Annotated in this window: 16 protein-coding genes, 1 tRNA gene and 2 pseudogenes; 10 read left to right on the top strand and 9 right to left on the bottom strand. The window is 38.0% G+C overall.

Features of this window, described 5'->3' with window-relative positions; all coding sequences use genetic code 11:
- Positions 1-330 (top strand): transposase family protein (locus AC5YD2_RS14980; RefSeq protein WP_496125492.1); only part of this gene is annotated, 330 nt, incomplete at its 5' end.
- A gap of 61 nt (positions 331-391) precedes the next feature.
- Here the strand turns inward: AC5YD2_RS14980 and AC5YD2_RS14975 are convergent.
- The 4 genes from AC5YD2_RS14975 to tenA form a co-directional block, all read right to left on the bottom strand.
- Positions 392-1,072 carry an HNH endonuclease signature motif containing protein gene (locus AC5YD2_RS14975; RefSeq protein ID WP_496127090.1) on the bottom strand — a complete coding sequence of 227 codons (681 nt, stop codon included), beginning with the start codon at positions 1,070-1,072 and terminating at the stop codon, positions 392-394.
- Between the two features lie 54 nt (positions 1,073-1,126).
- The gene (uvrA, locus tag AC5YD2_RS14970; RefSeq protein WP_496127089.1) at positions 1,127-3,958 is read right to left on the bottom strand and encodes an excinuclease ABC subunit UvrA; all 2,832 of its coding nucleotides are present in this window, start codon (positions 3,956-3,958) and stop codon (positions 1,127-1,129) included.
- Positions 3,959-4,247: 289 nt separating this feature from the next.
- The gene (locus AC5YD2_RS14965) at positions 4,248-4,622 is read right to left on the bottom strand and encodes a hypothetical protein (RefSeq protein WP_496127088.1); all 375 of its coding nucleotides are present in this window, start codon (positions 4,620-4,622) and stop codon (positions 4,248-4,250) included.
- Positions 4,623-4,947: 325 nt separating this feature from the next.
- Entirely contained in the window at positions 4,948-5,616 is a 669-nt protein-coding gene (gene tenA, locus AC5YD2_RS14960; RefSeq protein ID WP_496127087.1) for a thiaminase II, read from the bottom strand.
- A gap of 217 nt (positions 5,617-5,833) precedes the next feature.
- Here tenA and AC5YD2_RS14955 point away from each other — a divergent pair, with 217 nt between their 5' ends.
- The 4 genes from AC5YD2_RS14955 to ahpC all read left to right on the top strand — a co-directional run bounded on the left by AC5YD2_RS14955 (position 5,834) and on the right by ahpC (position 9,954).
- Complete coding sequence (locus AC5YD2_RS14955; protein WP_496127086.1) at positions 5,834-6,919, top strand: DUF475 domain-containing protein; 1,086 nt, start codon at positions 5,834-5,836, stop codon at positions 6,917-6,919.
- 187 nt (positions 6,920-7,106) lie between these two features.
- Positions 7,107-8,471 (top strand): MFS transporter, encoded by a 1,365-nt coding sequence (locus AC5YD2_RS14950; RefSeq protein ID WP_496127085.1) that lies wholly within the window; start codon positions 7,107-7,109, stop codon positions 8,469-8,471.
- A 52-nt stretch (positions 8,472-8,523) separates the two neighbouring features.
- Positions 8,524-9,114: a single-stranded DNA-binding protein gene (ssb, locus tag AC5YD2_RS14945; protein WP_496127084.1), complete on the top strand. Its 591-nt coding sequence runs from the start codon at positions 8,524-8,526 to the stop codon at positions 9,112-9,114.
- A 276-nt stretch (positions 9,115-9,390) separates the two neighbouring features.
- Positions 9,391-9,954, top strand: a complete 564-nt coding sequence (gene ahpC, locus AC5YD2_RS14940; RefSeq protein WP_496127083.1) for an alkyl hydroperoxide reductase subunit C — start codon at positions 9,391-9,393, stop codon at positions 9,952-9,954.
- Between the two features lie 125 nt (positions 9,955-10,079).
- On the opposite strand, the gene AC5YD2_RS14935 is transcribed toward ahpC, so the two are convergent.
- Both AC5YD2_RS14935 and ycaC read right to left on the bottom strand, forming a co-directional pair.
- Complete coding sequence (locus tag AC5YD2_RS14935; protein WP_496127082.1) at positions 10,080-11,003, bottom strand: LysR substrate-binding domain-containing protein; 924 nt, start codon at positions 11,001-11,003, stop codon at positions 10,080-10,082.
- Positions 11,004-11,099: 96 nt separating this feature from the next.
- Positions 11,100-11,726: an isochorismate family cysteine hydrolase YcaC gene (gene ycaC / locus AC5YD2_RS14930; protein ID WP_496127081.1), complete on the bottom strand. Its 627-nt coding sequence runs from the start codon at positions 11,724-11,726 to the stop codon at positions 11,100-11,102.
- 317 nt (positions 11,727-12,043) lie between these two features.
- Between ycaC and AC5YD2_RS14925 the strand changes: the two genes are divergently transcribed.
- From AC5YD2_RS14925 to AC5YD2_RS14915, 3 genes are all read left to right on the top strand, one after another.
- Complete coding sequence (locus AC5YD2_RS14925; protein ID WP_496127080.1) at positions 12,044-12,913, top strand: pirin family protein; 870 nt, start codon at positions 12,044-12,046, stop codon at positions 12,911-12,913.
- A gap of 701 nt (positions 12,914-13,614) precedes the next feature.
- On the top strand, positions 13,615-14,913 hold the full coding sequence (locus tag AC5YD2_RS14920; RefSeq protein WP_496127079.1) for an FAD-dependent oxidoreductase: 1,299 nt from the start codon (positions 13,615-13,617) through the stop codon (positions 14,911-14,913).
- A 46-nt stretch (positions 14,914-14,959) separates the two neighbouring features.
- Positions 14,960-15,817, top strand: a complete 858-nt coding sequence (locus AC5YD2_RS14915) for an SAM-dependent methyltransferase (RefSeq protein WP_496127078.1) — start codon at positions 14,960-14,962, stop codon at positions 15,815-15,817.
- 178 nt (positions 15,818-15,995) lie between these two features.
- On the opposite strand, the gene AC5YD2_RS14910 is transcribed toward AC5YD2_RS14915, so the two are convergent.
- The 3 genes and pseudogenes from AC5YD2_RS14910 to AC5YD2_RS14900 form a co-directional block, all read right to left on the bottom strand.
- A tRNA-Thr gene (locus AC5YD2_RS14910) sits at positions 15,996-16,071 on the bottom strand.
- A gap of 248 nt (positions 16,072-16,319) precedes the next feature.
- Positions 16,320-16,493 (bottom strand): hypothetical protein, encoded by a 174-nt coding sequence (locus tag AC5YD2_RS14905; RefSeq protein WP_496127077.1) that lies wholly within the window; start codon positions 16,491-16,493, stop codon positions 16,320-16,322.
- A 373-nt stretch (positions 16,494-16,866) separates the two neighbouring features.
- A pseudogene (locus AC5YD2_RS14900) lies at positions 16,867-17,627 on the bottom strand (IS5 family transposase); the annotation flags it as partial.
- Positions 17,628-18,033: 406 nt separating this feature from the next.
- On the opposite strand from AC5YD2_RS14900, the pseudogene AC5YD2_RS14895 reads away from it, so the two are divergent.
- Together AC5YD2_RS14895 and AC5YD2_RS14890 are read left to right on the top strand one after the other, a co-directional pair.
- Positions 18,034-18,876, top strand: a pseudogene (locus AC5YD2_RS14895) (tetratricopeptide repeat protein).
- Positions 18,877-19,102: 226 nt separating this feature from the next.
- On the top strand, positions 19,103-19,480 hold the full coding sequence (locus AC5YD2_RS14890) for an IS630 transposase-related protein (RefSeq protein WP_496125791.1): 378 nt from the start codon (positions 19,103-19,105) through the stop codon (positions 19,478-19,480).
- The last annotated feature ends 23 nt before the right edge of the window (positions 19,481-19,503 follow it).

The raw sequence follows: 19,503 nt of genomic DNA, 5'->3' as shown, positions 1-19,503 counted from the left end.
GGTAGTCAACATGACATTAAATTGGCAAGAAAAACGATTGCAAAATTCAAGCATTGTGAATATGTGGTTACTGATTTAGGGTATCATGGACTAGAGGAGCGTGGATTTAAGCTATTGACTCCTATTAAGAAAAAGAAGAATTCTGCCTTATCTGATATTGAGAAAAAGTACAATAAAATCATTGGAGAAATACGAATTGTGATTGAACACATCAATCGTCAATTAAAAACATTTAGAATATTGAGTGAACGCTACCGAAATAGACGCAAGCGATTCGGTTTACGCATTAGCTTAATCGCTGCACTGGTAAACCGGATAAACTTGCAATAATGACTTTCGCAAGAGGTCTAATAAAATACGACAGTATTTTACACCCCAATTGTTATAAATATCAGTCATATATAAACTCTTTAAATTCAATAGGGAACAGTTGATAACTTTCTAGTGGATTAGAGAAATGTAATTCATACGCTTTTACATGAGCTTTCATTTTGATGAAAACTAAATTATTAGTCCATAACTCAATATTACTTTCTATTAAATTAATGATTTTTCTATTATTAGGTAGAATATCTTCAACAATGTGTTTGTGCCATAGTTCTACAGTATTTGAAAGTAAGTTTTGAGATACTTTCGATTTTGGACCATATTCGTTAAATAAATAGTAGTTTTCATCTAATATTTTTTTAATTTCCAACTTTAGGGAATTCAGATTGTCAAATTTTTTATCTTTAAATATAGCTTGAACTTTTTCTTCATGTATTTTTTTCCATTCACGTAAAAGCTCAATGGGATAATCTTGTTCGGCTTTATCGATTAAAGTATGACATGTACTACATAGTAAAATTAGGTTTTCAACAGAATCTACATCGTTAATTAAACGATCCTGATTATTTCTAGGACCATCTGTACTATGAGAAATTATATGTGCTTGTTCCCCAATCACGACTAATGAATGATTAATGGTAGATTCAATAATGTTTCTATTGCATGAGGGATTAGCACAAATACCTGCTGATAGAGCCCAAAGAGATTTGAGATCTTTTTGTTGTAATTTTTTTCTTGTCGACATAATTTAATCAAAAAAAAGTTGAGTTAATATTATAACTCAACCTCTTTGATTAAGTTACTTCAACATCGGCTTTAAGAACTTACCTGTATGTGACGCTTTCACTTTTACCACTTCCTCAGGTGTCCCTTCGGCAATAATCATACCGCCACCTGAACCACCCTCTGGACCTAGATCAATCACCCAATCCGCAGTTTTGATTACATCCAAATTATGTTCAATCACCACGATAGTATTCCCTTTATTACGAAGCTCATGCAAGATATCTAAAAGCTTAGCAATATCATGGAAATGCAAACCTGTCGTCGGTTCATCAAGCACATATAAAGTCTTGCCTGTATCACGCTTTGCAAGTTCACGTGCCAGTTTCACACGTTGCGCTTCACCACCTGAAAGCGTCGTCGCAGATTGACCCAAACGGATATAACCCAAGCCTACTTGCGTTAAAGTTTCTAAACGGCGGTGAATCACAGGAATCGCATCAAAGAAATGCATCGCATCTTCAACGGTCATTTCTAAGACATCAGAAATATTTTTACCCTTAAAGCCCACTTCTAAAGTTTCGCGGTTATAGCGCTTGCCATGACATGAATCACAAGGCACATACATATCTGGTAAGAAATGCATCGCCACCTTGATCATACCGTCGCCTTCACAGGCTTCACAGCGCCCCCCTTTCACGTTAAACGAGAAACGACCTGCCGCATAACCACGCGCTTTCGCTTCAGGGGTTTGTGCAAACAATTCACGAATTGGGGTGAATAAGCCTGTATAGGTTGCAGGGTTAGAACGAGGGGTACGACCAATCGGACTTTGGTCAATATCCACGACTTTATCGAGGAACTGCAAACCATCAATCGAATCGAATTTTTCCGCGGTTAACGTGGTTGCACCATTCAACTGCGTTGCAGCCAATGGCAAAAGCGTACGGTTAATCAGTGTTGATTTACCTGAGCCTGAAACACCTGTGACACAGGTCATGACACCCAACGGAATAGTCAGATCAACATTTTTTAAATTATGACCTGCTGCCCCCATCAGCTTGATTTTTTCATCAGGCTTTGGCGATGTTAGACGGACTTTCGGCACTTCAATTTTGAGTTTGCCTGATAAATACTGTCCTGTGAGGGATTCTTTATTTGCCAGAATCTCCTCATAAGTACCTTCAGCGATGATATGACCACCATGCACACCTGCACCAGGACCAATATCAATAATATGATCCGCCGCCCGAATCGCATCTTCATCATGCTCAACGACCAGAACGGTATTTCCCAAATCACGTAAGCGAACCAAAGTTTCAAGCAGACGGTCATTATCACGTTGATGCAAACCAATGGATGGTTCATCCAGCACGTACATCACGCCCATCAAACCTGCACCAATTTGCGAAGCCAAACGAATACGCTGTGCTTCACCACCTGAGAGTGTTTCAGCGGAACGAGACAGGCTTAAATAATTCAAACCAACAGATACAAGGAAATGAAGACGTTCACGGATTTCTTTAAAAATCTTGTCGCCAATTTCGCCCTTAGCACCTTCAAGTTGCAAATCTTGATAATAGGCTTCAGCATCACCAATCGACATTTTGGTAATCTGAGCGATAGTTTTATCTAAGATTTTCACATTACGCGAAATTTCATTCAGACGTGAACCATCACAAGCATCACATGCGGCATTAGATAAATACTGTGCTAAGTCTTCACGGACATAGTTCGACTCTGTTTCACGGTAGCGTCGCTCTAAATGAGGCAAGACTCCTTCAAAAGCTTGAACTCGAGAATGTTTACGACCACGTTCATCGATATAACTCAGGTCAATTTTTTCTTTACCTGTACCATAAAGGAATTTCTTTTTGGTATCCGCATCAAGTTCATTCCAAGGCGTATCCAGCGAAAAACCATAATGACCCGCGACTTTTTGAATCATGGTGTAATAGTAAGGACGCTGACGATCCCAACCACGAATTGCACCTTGGCTTAAAGAAACATCTTGAGAAGGTATCAGTTTATCCGCACTAAAGTGACTGCGTGTACCTAAACCATCACAGACAGGGCATGCGCCGAATGGATTGTTAAATGAGAATAAACGAGGTTCAAGTTCAGCCACAGCACGGTCACATTGCGGGCAAGAATGTTTTGCTGAGAATGTACGTTCAGGCTGTTCGTCATTCATCCATGCCAAAATTGCGATGTCACCACCTAAACGAAGTGCCGTTTCAAAGGATTCAGCAATACGGTTACCCAAATCATCGCGGACTTTAAAACGATCTACAACGACTTCGATGGTGTGTTTTTTCTTTTTATCCAGTTCAGGTGGTGAATCAATTTCAATGATTTCACCATCAACACGTGCGCGAACAAAACCTTGACCTTGCAGCTGTTCAAATAGATTGGTGTATTCACCTTTACGATCACGAACCACAGGTGCAAGAAGCATTAATGCTGTGCCTTCATCTAAGGCTTTGACTGCATCGACCATTTCCGAAACAGTTTGAGCGACCATCGGCAGGTCATGTTCAGGACAGTAGGGTGTACCGACACGTGCATATAGCAGACGAAGATAATCGTAAATTTCGGTAATTGTACCCACAGTAGAGCGTGGGTTATGACTCGTTGATTTTTGTTCAATCGCAATCGCAGGGCTTAGACCTTCAATTGAATCGACTTCAGGTTTTTCCATTTGTGATAAGAATTGACGTGCATAAGCAGATAAAGATTCCACATAGCGACGTTGACCTTCAGCATATAAGGTATCAAAAGCTAGAGATGATTTACCTGAACCTGAAAGTCCCGTAATCACCACGAACTTATCGCGTGGAATATCGAGTGACACATTTTTTAAGTTATGGGTACGTGCGCCTCGAATACGGATATGACTTTGGCTCATAAAAACATCTCGATGTTATGCAAATTGAAGGTTATATATGATAACGATTTAATTTTGTTCAAGTAGGTTTTTAATAAAATAAAACGACAAATGATGTCGGCACATTTCAAAAAGTCATCTTTCAAGCTGATAAATGCATCAAGCAGAATCAATTTTGTATTCTGCTCAGATGCGTTCGTAAGGGTGTTGAATAGAATTTTAGGCTGTAAATGGAAATATATAAGAATTATAAAAGTAGAAAAATGATTGTCGTTTAAGTGTGTGATTCATGACTCATTCGATTCACTGCTTAGCACGCATGTAAATGGCTACGCTCAAAAATAGAATCAATCTGTTCAAATGCATAATGCCGTGGAATGTCATGATGTTGACGCGCATAGAAATTCACTTCTTTTTCGAGGATTTGTAAGAAGTCGTTATATTCTTTTTCAAAATGCGGGATGGTATAAAACTCGACCTTGGGTGAGGTTAGGCATGGAAATTTGGCAATGAAATCCAACATCAATTTTTGGATATGTCGGTGGGTAAAATAAAGTAAATAGGTGGCAGCCGAGCCACAATGCGAACATCCTTTCTCTAAATAAATTTCTTCATTATTCAACCAACAGCATTGCAACGTAAAATAAGCACGAATCGCCTCTGTTCCTAAAGTATGTTGTTGCATGAGAAGCCCTCACTAATGATTAAAAATCTAATTATTCGATAATGATAATCGTTATCATTAATTGTGTTGGATTTTTCTTTATCTGTCTAGCCTTATTTTTTTAGGATTAAAGTGGATGAAAAAATGATGAAGGGCAAATGATGGAAGTACAGGAAATCGTTCTAAAAGATTTATACATCGAATTAGGCTCAGTCGATTGATTAGACTTAAAAAGGCTAAGCAGGACTGCTCTACTTAGCCACATGTGTTGTTTAAGCATCTCAGCTCAAGGTTTTATTAATCCCTTTATTTTCAGTGCATCTCATATTTTGTTAATCCAATCTTGTTAGTCCAAGCTGAGCCATTTCCGTTGATGGTAAGCACTATCCCAAAATAAATACTCAAGTTCAGCACCTTTGGTATAAGTCTGATGCATTTTTTCAATCGTCTCAGCATCGGCAGTTTCGGCAACTGCATCAATGATGGCTAAGACTTTACGCACTTCTTCATTAAAATGTTCGCCAGAATAAGTATCGATCCATGCTTGAAATGGATTGTTGGGAACTGATTTTGAAACGATATCTTTGCCGACTTCGGCATAAATCCAATAACACGGGAGCAGTGAAGCCAAAACCACAGGATAACTTTCAGACCATGCTGTAGCGGTTAAAAATGAAGTGTAATGATGGCAAGCAGCGGTTAAGGGTGTATTTTCAAAATCAGCTTTGGTAATGCCAAACTCATGCATAAAACCGTTATGCAGCTCACGCTCAACGATAATCGCCTCTTTTGCCCCTTGGCTAAATTGAATGACGGCATCTGCATCAAATGCTTTTGCTGCACACACAGATAGGGCACGACCATACGCCAGTAAATAATGTGCATCTTGAATGACGTAGTGGCAAAACGCAGCTGTGTTTAAAGTGCCTTGGGCAAGTTCTTGGTTAAAAGGGAGAGCTAAGGTTTTTTGGTAGAGAGAAAGATTACGTTGCCAAACGTCTTGAGAAAAACTCATCCTTGATCCTAGATAAAGTGCATTGAAGAGAAAAACTATAGCAACAGTCCTCGAAGAAGAGAAATAAATTCAATTTAGAGATTTTTTCTATTCAAAAACAATACGAAGATTTTTTGGTTTTGAAATCAAAAAAGGGTCATAATTGCGCCATAAAACAATACATAGATTTATTGCGTTTTAATTTTAGTCAATTTCAATTCTTAAAGGTCAAATTCTCATGTGGAAACATTTTGGTTTCTCTATCGTATTTACGATCGTGTGTCTTGCCTTGTCTGCTTATTGGGGCTATACCCATGGGCCAGAAGCAGGTTTAAAGACCATGTTTACGGTACTGACGATTACCGCCATTCTTGCTGTAATGGAAATTTCGTTATCATTTGACAATGCTGTTGTGAATGCATCTGTTCTGCGTCATTGGGATCATTTTTGGAAAATGCTCTTTTTGACCGTGGGTATCGTGGTTGCTGTATTTGGTATGCGTTTGATTTTCCCCATTGTCATCGTTGCTGTTACCGCAGACATGGGCTTTGTTGAAGTCATCCAACTGGCATTGAATGATCCAAAAGAATATTCAGCACGTTTAATGAATCATCATCCTGAAATTGCTGCTTTTGGTGGTGCATTCTTATTGATGGTGTTCTTAAACTTCTTCTTGGATGAGGGTAAAGATACGCATTGGTTCAAGTTCATTGAACGTCGTTTAGCAAATCTTGCGAGTGTTCCAGCACTTTCAGTATTCATCGCATTAGTTGCGCTACTTATCATGGCTGCAAATGTGGATGAAGCAAAACGCCTTGTGGTAACGATGGCGGGTATTTGGGGTATCGTGATTTACATCGGTGTTCAAGTTCTCAGTCATTTACTGGGTGGCGAGCCTGAAATTGATGAGCATGGAAATGCTGTCACTCATGATAGCAATGGTGTGCCAGCAGGGGTCGTAAAAGCAGGTATCGGTGGTTTCTTATACCTCGAAGTCCTTGATGCATCATTCAGTTTTGATGGTGTAATTGGTGCATTTGCGATTACTTCTGATGTGGTTGTGATCATGTTAGGTCTTGCGATTGGTGCGATCTTTGTACGTTCAATCACGATCTACTTGGTGGAAAAAGGCACATTGGATGCGTATATCTACCTTGAACATGGTGCTCACTATGCGATTGGTGCGCTTGCATTCATCATGATTGCAAGTGGTACAGGTCTACATGTGCCAGAAGTGGTAACAGGTTTGATCGGTGTTGCCTTCATTGTTTGGGCGATTATTGCTTCGATCCAATACAAGAAAAGGCAAGCTAAGCTTAGCTAGACAAGGCTAGGTTCAATATTAAATTTGTATGGAGTTAATAATTCCAGCAGATTTAGATTAAAATAAGGGTGCAAGCAATTGCGCCCTTATTTATTTTCAGATGTGTTCTTTAGATCATGACTTTATATAGTCACTTTATGCCATGATGAGACCATCAAACTTCGCCCTTGATTAGAAAGCTATAGATATGATGAATGCCTTAGAACGCCGTTCCACTTTTGCATTGAGCAGTATATTTGCACTGCGAATGTTGGGCCTGTTCATGATCGTGCCTGTATTTTCAGTTGCAGGGCAGTCATATCAATATGCAACCCCGGCTTTGATTGGTTTGGCCGTCGGGGTCTATGGTTTAACCCAAGCGCTGTTACAGATTCCATTTAGCCTCATTGCCGACCGTTTTAGTCGAAAGCCCTTAATCATTTTAGGATTATTGTTATTCGCTTTGGGTGGTGCAATTGCCGCGATGTCTGAAACTATTTATGGTGTGATTATTGGACGAGCCATCGCAGGGGGTGGAGCAGTTTCTGCGGTAGTGATGGCACTACTTGCTGATGTCACCCGCGAAGAAAACCGCATGAAAGCCATGGCAACCATGGGCATGAGTATTGGCGTATCCTTTGTGATTGCGTTTAGTTTAGGCCCTTGGTTAACGGGTGTGATGGGCATTTCAGGATTGTTTTGGGTGACCACGCTGATGGGATTGTTGGCGATTGGCATGGTGTTTATGGTGCCGAAAACCACACGACACCATAAGAACTTCCAACAAGGCTATCTCACACAGTTGAAACAAGTCTTGAAAATGAAGGATTTGAATCGACTTCATGTCTCAGTATTTACCCTGCATTTACTGCTTACTGCAATGTTTATTTATGTGCCTTCACAGCTGATTAACTTTGCAGATATTCCATTATCCAGTCATGGTTTGGTATATTTACCATTGCTGGTGATCAGTCTGTTCTTTGCTTTTCCAAGCATTATTTTGGCTGAAAAATATCGCAAAATTCGGGGCATATTCTTGACCGCAATTGCAGGCATTATCGCTGGCTTATTGGTGATGATTTTTGGATTTGAATCCAAATATATCTTGTTGTTGGGCTTGGGGTTATTCTTTATTGCCTTTAACGTGATGGAAGCGTTACTCCCTTCTTGGTTATCCAAAGCAGCACCGATTCAATCCAAAGCGACAGCGATGGGTGTCAATGCCAGTGGACAATTTTTAGGGGCATTCTGTGGTGGTATTTTGGGTGGTCAACTCCTGGTTTTAAACAATACGTCGCTCGGTTGGAGCATTCTGACGGGGATTGCGATTATCTGGTTATTGATTAGTTTTGGCTTGTCTCAACCACGCTATTTATCTTCTGTCATTTTTAGTTTGCCAGACCATAAACAAACGGATGAATGGACTTCTCAATTATTGGCAATTCGTGGTATTGAAGAGGTCGTGGTGATGCCCGAGCAGCAAGTTGCATATATTAAAGTCGATAAATTGCTTATAGATGATGCAGCGCGACACGATTTAACGCTCTTGTTGGGTAAAGAGGTAGCCATTTAATGACAACTCTTATAAAGTAAAACATAGAATCGACATAGGAAGATAACAGCAAATGCGTGGCGTAAATAAAGTAATCTTAGTTGGTACATTAGGTAAAGATCCAGAAACTAAAACGTTTCAAAATGGTGGATCATTGACTCAGTTTTCAATCGCAACAAGTGAATCTTGGACGGATAAAACCAGCGGTGAACGTAAAGAACAAACGGAATGGCACCGTATTGTATTGCATAACCGTTTAGGTGAAATTGCTCAGCAATATTTACGTAAAGGTTCGAAAGTTTATATCGAAGGTTCATTGCGTACACGTCAATGGACAGATCAAAGCGGTCAAGAGCGTTACACCACAGAAATTCGTGGCGAACAAATGCAAATGCTTGATTCGAATAATCGTCAACAAAGCGACAACCAAGGTGAAGGTGGTTATCAACAACCACGTTTTAACAATAATGCCAACAATAGTAACCAATCGAATCAAGGTGGTTACGGTGGTCAACAGGGCGGTGGTTATAACAACACCCCAGTACCTCAAGGTGGCTATGGCAACAATGTGAACCAAGGTTTCCAATCACCTAAACCTCAGCAACAACCTGCGAAGCCAATGGCAACTGCGCCAGCAGATCTAGATGATGACTTACCGTTCTGACACATTCTAAAGACATAGTTTTACTGTGATGAGTCGCCTTTAAAAGGGTAAATCATCATCTAAAGCCTCTGTAAATACAGAGGCTTTTTGCATTTTAGCGATACTGAAGCAAAGACTTTATTTAAGAATTCGATGACAACATTAAATTTAATAGAATTATTAAAATCTAAAAAAGCGATCATTTTTATAAAAAACTTCTGTTTTACCGATGTTATTTATTTTCGTATTCTAGCTTCACAGATAAGCACTCCCTAGAACGAAACAGAGGAATAGCACATGAGTTTAATCAATACTGATATCAAACCTTTTAACGCAACTGCTTACCACAATGGTGATTTCGTTGAAGTTTCAGAGCAACAGTTTAAAGGTAAATGGTCAGTTGTATTCTTCTATCCAGCAGATTTTACATTTGTATGTCCGACTGAGTTAGGTGATTTAGCGGATAACTATGCTGAATTTCAAAAGTTAGGTGTAGAGATCTATAGTGTATCTACAGATACTCACTTTACCCATAAAGCTTGGCACGATACGTCAGACGTGATTGGTAAAATCCAATACCCAATGATTGGTGATCCAACGTGGACTTTAGCTAAAAACTTCGAAGTTCTAATCGAAGCGGATGGTATGGCAGATCGTGGTACATTTGTGATTGACCCAGAAGGTAAAATCCAAATCGTTGAAATTAATGCTGGTGGTATTGGTCGTGATGCTTCTGAGTTACTTCGTAAAGTGAAAGCAGCTCAATACGTGTATGCACATCCAGGTGAAGTATGCCCTGCAAAATGGAAAGAAGGTGAAGCGACTTTAGCTCCTTCAATTGACTTGGTGGGTAAAATCTAAGTGATTAACCCCTAAGCTAAACAATCTGATTTAATCGCATCATTTTTGAATAAAATGAAAAACCCAGAACGATGTTCTGGGTTTTTTAATCGGTATATCATTGAAAAAAATAAATAATGAATTGTCTAAATTAAATAGCCTTCATGCGTTGGTGCATAACTACGAACGCCTTCAATCAAATGCTCAATCAGTTTTTCCATCACTAAACGTTGCCCTTTGCGTGAAGCATAGACCAATTGAACTGTGCCTAAATTAGAGCACCATTCAGGCAGTAAGTGAATGAGTCGACCAGCTTCAATATCTGCCTTCACGGTTAAATAGGGTAGATCAGCAATGCCTAATCCATCCAATACCGCATAATAAACACCGGCCAAATCATTACTTTTGATTCGAGGCTCGAGCAGAATTTTAATTTCATCTTGGTGTTTTAGGTTATGTAAATGCCAGTGATACTGGGTTTTTTGTGTGCCTAAAACAATGGTTGGAAAATCATTGATTTGAGTCACATGTTCAATGGTTCGATCTTGTAATAATTCTGGACTGATGACCAAACAATGTGTTGTTTTAACCACGTCCCGCACAATGATACTTGAGTCTTCATTGACGCCAAAATTGGTGCGAATCGCCAAATCAATATCATCATGTAAAACATCGACACGGCGACTGGTCAGCTCCATTTCGACATCGACCTGTGGATGATCCTTTAGAAATTGATTCAACAGTGGGCGAATCTGATGTTCCATCATGACAGGTGGACAACTGAGTTTAATCAGACCTTTAGGCTCATTTTTTTGTTTAAGTAGTATATTTTGAGCTTGATCTGCCTGTTCGATGATTTTGCTACATTCTGCATAGAACTCTTGACCTAATGGAGTCACTTTAAAATGCCGAGTTGAACGTTGAATGAGTGTGACATTAAACTTCGCTTCAAGATCAAGAATACGGCGACTCAGTTTAGATTTGGTGATGTTGCTAATATCACTGGCAGCGCTAAAACCACCATATTTAACCACCAAATAGAAGTAGTAATAATCATCAAAAGAATGCATATGTGACCTCTAGCGGGCTTGATTTGTAGTTGATCATATCATTTATAGGAAAATAAAAAAGCGACCTACAAGGCCGCCTTTTAAAAACAGATGAGATTATTTTTTTTCAGTATTTTTGATATAGCTTTGGATCAGGTTGCTATAGTCAGGAATATGCTGACCAAATAAAGCACCTAAACCTTCGATATCATTACGCCAATCACGGTGTAATTCACAAGATGCACCGAACCAAGTCATCAACTGAGCGCCAGCTTGTGACATACGATCCCAAGCTGAATCACGTGTTAATGCGTTGAATGTACCAGATGCATCAGTAATTACGAATACATCGAAATCTTCTGCTAATGCAGACAGTGTCGGGAATGCAACACAAACCTCAGTGACTACACCCGCAATGATCAATTGTTTTTTGCCTGTTGCTTTAACGGCGTTAACGAAGTCTTCGTTATCCCAAGCATTGATTTGACCTGGACGTGCAATATAGGGTGCATTTGGGAACATGTCCTTAAGCTCAGGAACCAATGGACCATTTGGACCGTCTTCAAAGCTTGTCGTTAAGATTGTTGGTAAGTTGAAATATTTAGCTGCTGCTGCAAGTGCTAAAACGTTGTTTTTAAATTTATCTGGATCAATATCACGAACCAAAGAAAGTAGACCTGTTTGGTGATCTACCAAAAGTACTGCTGCATTGTCTTTATCTAAACGAACGTAAGGTTTACCCATTTTGTTATTCCTCTCTCAAAGTAAATTTGAACGTCATCAAGCGAATTTAAGTGTTAAAAAACATGCTTCAATGTCGATGTGAGATTCATGTTAATGGCTAAGCATGATTCAAAATAGTACACATTCTGAGAAGAATAATCTTATAAATATGACAATCTAGTTAAGTTGATAAACTTGATAGGGAAATCATCGAGTCAATGCATCTAAAATGAAGATTGTCTTACTGTTGAGAAGCTGTATGTTGAGATAAGCCTTTTTTATGCTGAACTTAAGTTCTAAAATCATTGCATGTTTAGTCCTAGAGATAGGAGTTTGAGATGAAAAGAATTATTGGTGTATACCGCAATCAACACATGCATTGGGTTGGCGATGGCTTTCCAGTGAAAAATCTATTTTCTTATGACCGTTTAGGTCAGGCAATTAGTCCTTTTTTATTGTTAGATTATGCTGCCCCTTATCACTTTAATCCGACCACTGATCAGCATGGTGTGGGTTCACATCCACATCGTGGTTTCGAAACGGTCACCATTGCTTATCAAGGTGAAGTCACGCATAAAGACTCGTCGGGTGGCGGTGGAACCATTAAAACAGGTGATGTGCAATGGATGACTGCAGCATCTGGTGTCGTGCATGAGGAGTTTCATTCACCTGAATTTGCGGAGCGTGGCGGTCTATTTGAAATGGTCCAACTTTGGGTGAATTTGCCAGCAAAAGATAAAATGTCGGCACCTCGCTATCAGGGGATTGAATCGAAAGATATTCCTGTCGTGAAATTTGCGGATGATGCAGGTCACATTCGAGTGATCGCAGGTAGCCATGCTGATCAAACAGGTCCAGCAAGTACATACAGTCCAATAAATGTTTGGGATGGTGCACTCAAAGCAGGTTTTGTTGAGCATATTCATGTTCCTGTAGATCACAACACATTGGTGGTTGTGCTTGAGGGTGAAATGCTACTCAATGGTACACAGAAGGTGATGGATAGCTCTATTGTTATGTTTGCCCGCGACAATGAGCCAACCATTCAACTTGAAGCGACTCAAGATGCTAAATTCTTAGTATTAACAGGTTTGCCATTGAATGAGCCAATTCAAGGACATGGTCCATTTGTGATGAATACCAAAGATGAAATCGTGCAAGCATTCCATGATTTCAATGCAGGAAAATTTGGCCAAATCCCTGCATAAATTAGGATTGGTAAGTTGGATATGTCTATATTCAATGTCTAAATTGATAAAAGGTGGATTTCGATCCGCCTTTCTATTTCATATTTAATGGGATAAGCCAATCAAATAATTTAGTCAAGTCACTATATGTCAGGATAAATATTCTAAAGCGTTCAATACAAAATAATAAAAAACGTTGCTGTATGGATATGCTTCAAAAAAGATTTGGTATTTACAGCCAATATTAAAATATGAGTGGCTGCTAAAAATTTTTAATGTTGATCATAAGCTCAATTCAAGAGATAGATTGGCGGCATGACAAAAAATGAGAAAAAAATAAAGGACCTCCATCCCACATAACGGAGGTCCTTACGCTGTAATTTCTATTTATTTTTTCCTCTATCACGCTGTTATTTTTATAGTAATGTGACATGGTTCTCATTTTATGGGCTTATGATAATGGATTAGATTCGGCTTGTAAACTGCATTTTTTAGTTTTTGGTGAAAATATCTATTTTGTTTTTAAAGAGTTTTTATCTTTAATAAAAAAATTATATATTTTATAGAGTTAGTTTTGTTTAAAAAAGCAACAATAATTTTAACAAAGGTAAATTTGATTAATTTTTAATCAATTAAAAGTGAAAATCTGGAAGTTTTTAATACCGTATTTTGAATTGGCTTCACGCATAATATTTAAAATTTTCAACTCTCGGATAATCATTTTGAAGATCGCAGTGATCGGAAGTGGCATGGCGGGACTCGCTACTGCAAGAATTCTAAAAGATGCAGGACATCAAATTACTATTTTCGAAGCCCTCCCAGGCCGTGGAATGGATAGCTACAGCTTAAACTATGAAGGTGGCAATATTGATTCACCTTTACGCGTGATGAATCCAAAGCTTTGGGAGAATACCTTGAGCTTGGCTGCCCATTTAGGGATTAAAACTTTCCCTGTTCGTACTTATATGTCATGTAGCTGGTTGTTTGAAGACAAAATAGAAACGTGGCTGACGACATCAAGAACACGTATTGGTAATTTCCCGATTATCAACAACCAGAAAGGCCTAAAGCAGTACGGTTGGCGTTTGGTGAAGGGCATGTTGCAGTTAAAAACAGCCATTAAGCAATTTTTTAAATCAGACAATCAAAATATCACGCTTGCTGAGTTTGTGGCACAAAATCACATTGAAGAAGTATTTTGGAATGGCGCTGTGATGCCGGTGCTTTATACCATCTGTACCTGTGATGCAAAAACGATTGGTGAGTGGCCTGCAAAACCATTATTGGTTTTTTTGGGACAATTGACTGACGGTGATGCATTATTACGTATCCAAGGGGGTACGCCTGCCTTGGTTGAAAAACTGATTGAAGGGATTGAACTTCGTTGTAATACACCGATTACCTTAGTTGAAGAACGTGGTGATGAGGTTTACGTGGAAACAGCGCATGGAGACTCAGCAAGTTTCGATCGCGTCGTCGTTGCAACACCAACACCTAAGATTGAAGAGTTTTTAAATAAAGCGCAATTTGCAGACGATATTGAACTTCTGAAACAGTTCAAATTCGTTACTGGTGAATTAGTGATTCATACTGATCCAATCGTGATGCCTGTACGCCGTAAAGATTGGTCAGTCCTCAGTTATATGATGGACCGTAAATTTACCAAACAGCATTTCTCTGTGTGGTTGAACTCGATTGAACCAAGCTTAGTGGGTAAATCACCTGTATTCCAAACATGGAATCCTGTGATCGATATTGATCCTAAGAAAGTGATTTCCAAGGTGACTTTGACACGTGCAGTGGTCGATACCAATACCTTAAATCTTAATCGTGAATTACAACAGCGTCATAAAGATAAAGACCGTAAAGTATTTTACTGTGGTTCTTGGTCTTGCGATGGCTTGCCTATTTTAGAATCTGCCGTGACTTCAGCGATGCATATTGGTGAAATTTTCAATGCACCATTGCCGTTTGTTGGATTAAAACCTACAGTTGAGGTTGCACCAGAGCTGGGTTACTAAACAATTCATTGTTGTGACTCAATGGTTAATTCACTGGGTAATGAATATGAAATGGCTTCGAGTAAATCGATCTAAACAAACTCAACATAAATATGCAATTAATGCAGCGATGTTGGGGGATCATCATGAATTTGCTTGGAGTAATTTAGGGTATTGGAATCATCCTGATGATTCTTATCCACAAGCCTGTCGCCAGCTGGCATTACACTTGGCGACAGCCGTTCATTTAAATTCAAACGATAAAATCCTAGATTTAGGCTGTGGAAAAGGTGCGAGTCTTATACTGTGGCATGCGCATTTCAGCGTTCAACACATCGAAGCAGTCGAACTACAAGCTGTATGTGTGGATAACATTCAACAAAAATTAAAACAAATTCAAGGTATTCAACTTCAACGTATCCAACAGGGTTCGTTTTTAAATTTAAAAGCCAATCATTTTGAATTTAAATTTGATGTGGTTTTATGTATAGATGCAGCATATCACTGTAATTTAAATTCATTCTTAAAGTCGGTAAATGGCGTTTTAAATTCAAAAGCACGAATAGGCTTTCATAGCTTAATGCTTTCTGAAAAATTTCAGAGCATTTCGGTATTTCAAAAATTAAAACTGAAAGCTTTACTTAAATGTGCGGATGTCAATTTATCAGACCTGATGGATCATCAAGGTATTGAAAAAGCTTTAACAGAGCAGGGCTTTGAAAACATTCAAATCGAAAATATGAGTCAATGGGTATTGAAAGGGTTTGCAGATTACATTCAGCAACGTCAATTGTCTGAATCATTCAACATACAAAAAGGGCATGTAGATCGTTTTAAAATTGAAATGACTGCCAAACTGTGTCAAAAACTTTATAAAGATGGATGGGTGGACTACGTTCAGATTAGCGCAACAAAATGCGATTAATTTTAAAGGATAGAAGTTTAGAAAAAGATAGAAGTGCAAAATCTATTTTATGAATGAGCTTATGAACTATTGAAGTGGATTCAGGGATTATTGTTATTAAATATTTTTTTGCAGTACTTTAAAAATTAGAGCTGTAGAAACAACAAAGCCTCACTAAAAAGCGAGGCTAAGTTTAAAATGGTGCCGGCACACGGATTCGAACTGTGGACCTACTGATTACAAGTCAGTTGCTCTACCAACTGAGCTATGCCGGCAACGTTGTGTGTGAATAATAGCGAATTTCTGACAAAACGCAAGCCAAAAAACGATCACTTAATTCACTTTCTTATTTATTGTTATTATTCATTCGCTCAATTGTACTTCGTTGCATCTTTTTGGTTGGCGATTACTCAAAAAAACTTTTTTATTCTATTTAATTGTTTTATATCGACTCTTATATTTGCTTGAATCATCGATATTTATTGTTCTTGGTTGTACTTAAAATAAAATGACTTTCAATCTATTAAGCATTTTCAAATTCGACACGATCCATATTGGGTTGAGAAATTTTTAAATGCTCAACTTGTGTTGATTTCTCAATCGTATAATGTGTTTCGTATTTCACTTGAGTTCCTGCAAATGTAGCAGAGGTCAATGTCATCATAATTACAGATGCTAATAAAGATAATTTACCCACGCTAAATACCCATAATGTGACTTGGTATGCATTATTATTGCAGAAGTTGATTTGTGTTGTAAACAAAAAATAAACAAATAGAGAGATAAAATTACATTTATTTTTTAAGCTATTGATAATTATTAATTTTATTAAAATTTATACTGTTCATTTATATTAATAAAAACCACCATATTATGTATGAAATCTTAAAAAATGGATCATTGTTTAGCCTAAATTAATGCAATCTTAAGCATTAGAGTGCCAATTGTGGTTTAAATGTATCTGAGCTGATGGTATGGAGAGTTTACTCGATGCTTTCGATTTTAAATAAGACTCAATGGCTTTGTTGCACAAAGGCTTGAAAGGCAGAGCTAACCTAAGTGAGCCAAATTTAAGTGACAACTTGAGTATGAGGGCGACCTAATTCTGTAAATCTGTTGAGTACTGCTACGCCTGCACGAATCTCGTTCACCTGACTAGGGAAACTCTTTGATATTAATGTATCGCCCAATAATTTGATGCAATGCATTTTGGTTTCCACCCAACTTCGACGATGATAACCAGACCACTTTTTCCAAAGGGATCTTCCTAACCGTTTGACTGTTTTCAATAACTCATTCCGCTCTATATAGCCAAAGCTACTCCTTACACTACAATGTTGTAAATAATATTTCATTGATAAATATAAAAATATTTATTTTTGAAATGTAGTGTACAACTCACATCTGGCTATAGACCTCGCTTGCTGATCTTTCCATGGTTTTGGATTCTTTCTTGGTGGAATGGTCGCATGTGCATCTCGATTTAAAATGACTTGTCGGCAGTGCTTTGTGTCATAAGCACCATCTGAATAGACTGAATGACTCTGCTCATCCAGTGGAATTTGAGCAAGTAAATCTTCGAGTACTTGTGAATCACTGACATTATTTGTGGTGAGTTGTACAGCACATACTTGAAGGGTTTCAGCATCTATAGCAATATGAAGTTTACGCCACTGGCGACGATATTCAGGCCCATGTTTCTTACACTTCCATTCGCCTTCACCTAGAAACTTCAAACCAGTAGAGTCCGTGATACGCAGTGTACTGCGCAAGGAAGTCCATCACGACTTTTTTGATAGCTAATCGCAATATCAATATGCTTTTGCCTTCTATAGCTAAAAATCCAATATGAGCTACAATAGAAAAAACACTAAGATTTAGGATCATGCCAAAAACATATAGTAGTGCTAAAAACCAACGTGTAATAATTCATTTATATATTTTAACCCGAATCCTGCTTAAAGAAATGAGATTATTCATCTTGAGACTTATCCATCATTTTGAGCATAAAAAAGTCTATTCTTTGGTCTGATAACACTAAAAACTAATCATAAAATTACATTGAGCTTATGATTTTAAAGAAAAATCCTTATCCGCGATTCGGGTTATTTTAATATCAATAACTTATTATTTTTATCACGTCATATTCATGCACTACCGTTAATTTTATGTTCAAGATAAGGAAAGATAATTCAATTTATAGTAAATTATAAAAATATTTATATTTGAAATAAAATATGTTATCAAAAAAAATTTTAACAATTCTGTTTCTCGGTGTTTTAACTTCTGGCTGTGTTAAATCTACTGAGAGCCACAAAAATAGTCAACAGTACAGCTCTAATAATTCCGATATTGATATTAATGAGATTAAGAATAGAGCTGAAAAAGGCGATCCAGAAGCTCAATACAATATGGGCGTGATCTATTCTGATGGGTATGGGGATATTCGTCCTAATATTAATGAGGCTATCAGATGGTACACGTCTTCGGCAAATCAAGGACATATTAATGCTCAGTACAATTTAGGCTTTTTATATAGTAATAACCCCAATATTGCACATGATTACGAGAAAGCAAAATTTTGGTTTGAAAAAGCTGCAAATCAGGGAGATATTCCTTCTTTTAATAAGTTAGGCTATATATATAGTAATGGATTGGGTGGTAAAAAAAATGAAGCGAAAGCTATTGAATACTATTCTATAGCTGCTAATAATGGCGATCCCGATGCTCAAGCTAATATGGCCATCATGCTTCTACATGGTAAAGGAATGCCACAAGATAAATTAAAGGCTTTTGAATGGTTTAATAAATCTGCAAGACAAGGGGTTAGCAGTGCTCAATATAATCTAGCACTGATGTATTTAACAGGTGATCATATAGAGCAAAATTAACTAGAGGCTAGAAGATGGTTTTCGGAAGCAGCAAAGCAAGGTGATAGTGATGCACAATATCATTTAGGTAAAATATATAAAGATGGTTTAGGTGTCGATAAAAATTTATCCATCTCAAAATCTTGGTTTAAAGAGTCAGCTAAATCTGGCAATTTTTTAGCAAAAGAAGAATTAACTCAACTAAATTAGAATATGGGCAGTAATTAATTATTGGTGAGGCTGTCTTTGCCGTAGGCGTCTTGGGATTTCTTGTACAGACGTTGTCCAAACACGTCATAGCCGTATTGGGTCTGTTTACCGTTGTTGTCACTTAGATAACTTGTTCAGATGCTTGATTATAGCTAAGAATCCAATATGAGCTATAGATAAAAATCCAATATGAGCTACAATAGAAAAAACACTAAGATTTAGGATCATGCCAAAAACATATTCTGTCGATTTACGTGAAAAAGTCATGCAGTTTTATAAAGAATCACAGCATAAATCCAAAACGTGTGAACTGTTTAATATTGCAAGAACCACCCTAGATGATTGGATTCTACTCGAACAGCAGACTGGTCAGCTCAAACAGCCTAAACCTCAAAATGCAGGACGCCCTTCGAGGATTCGAGATCTTCAAGCCTTTGAGCACTTCGTAAAAAATACACCGTTTACTCAGGCGAAAGATCTTGTCCCTCTGTTTGAACAACAATTCGGTTATACCGTTGGTTATCATGTCATTTTAAAAGCCCTTAATAAGATGGGATGGACGCGTAAAAAAAGAGTTTTCTTTACAGACAAGCCTGTAAATTAAGTCGTGCTGTATTTGAATGGTTC

Source organism: Acinetobacter sp. CY73 (assembly GCF_059515865.1).
Note: the sequence above shows the minus strand (reverse complement) of the source record. Positions and strands in the feature narration are given on the sequence as shown.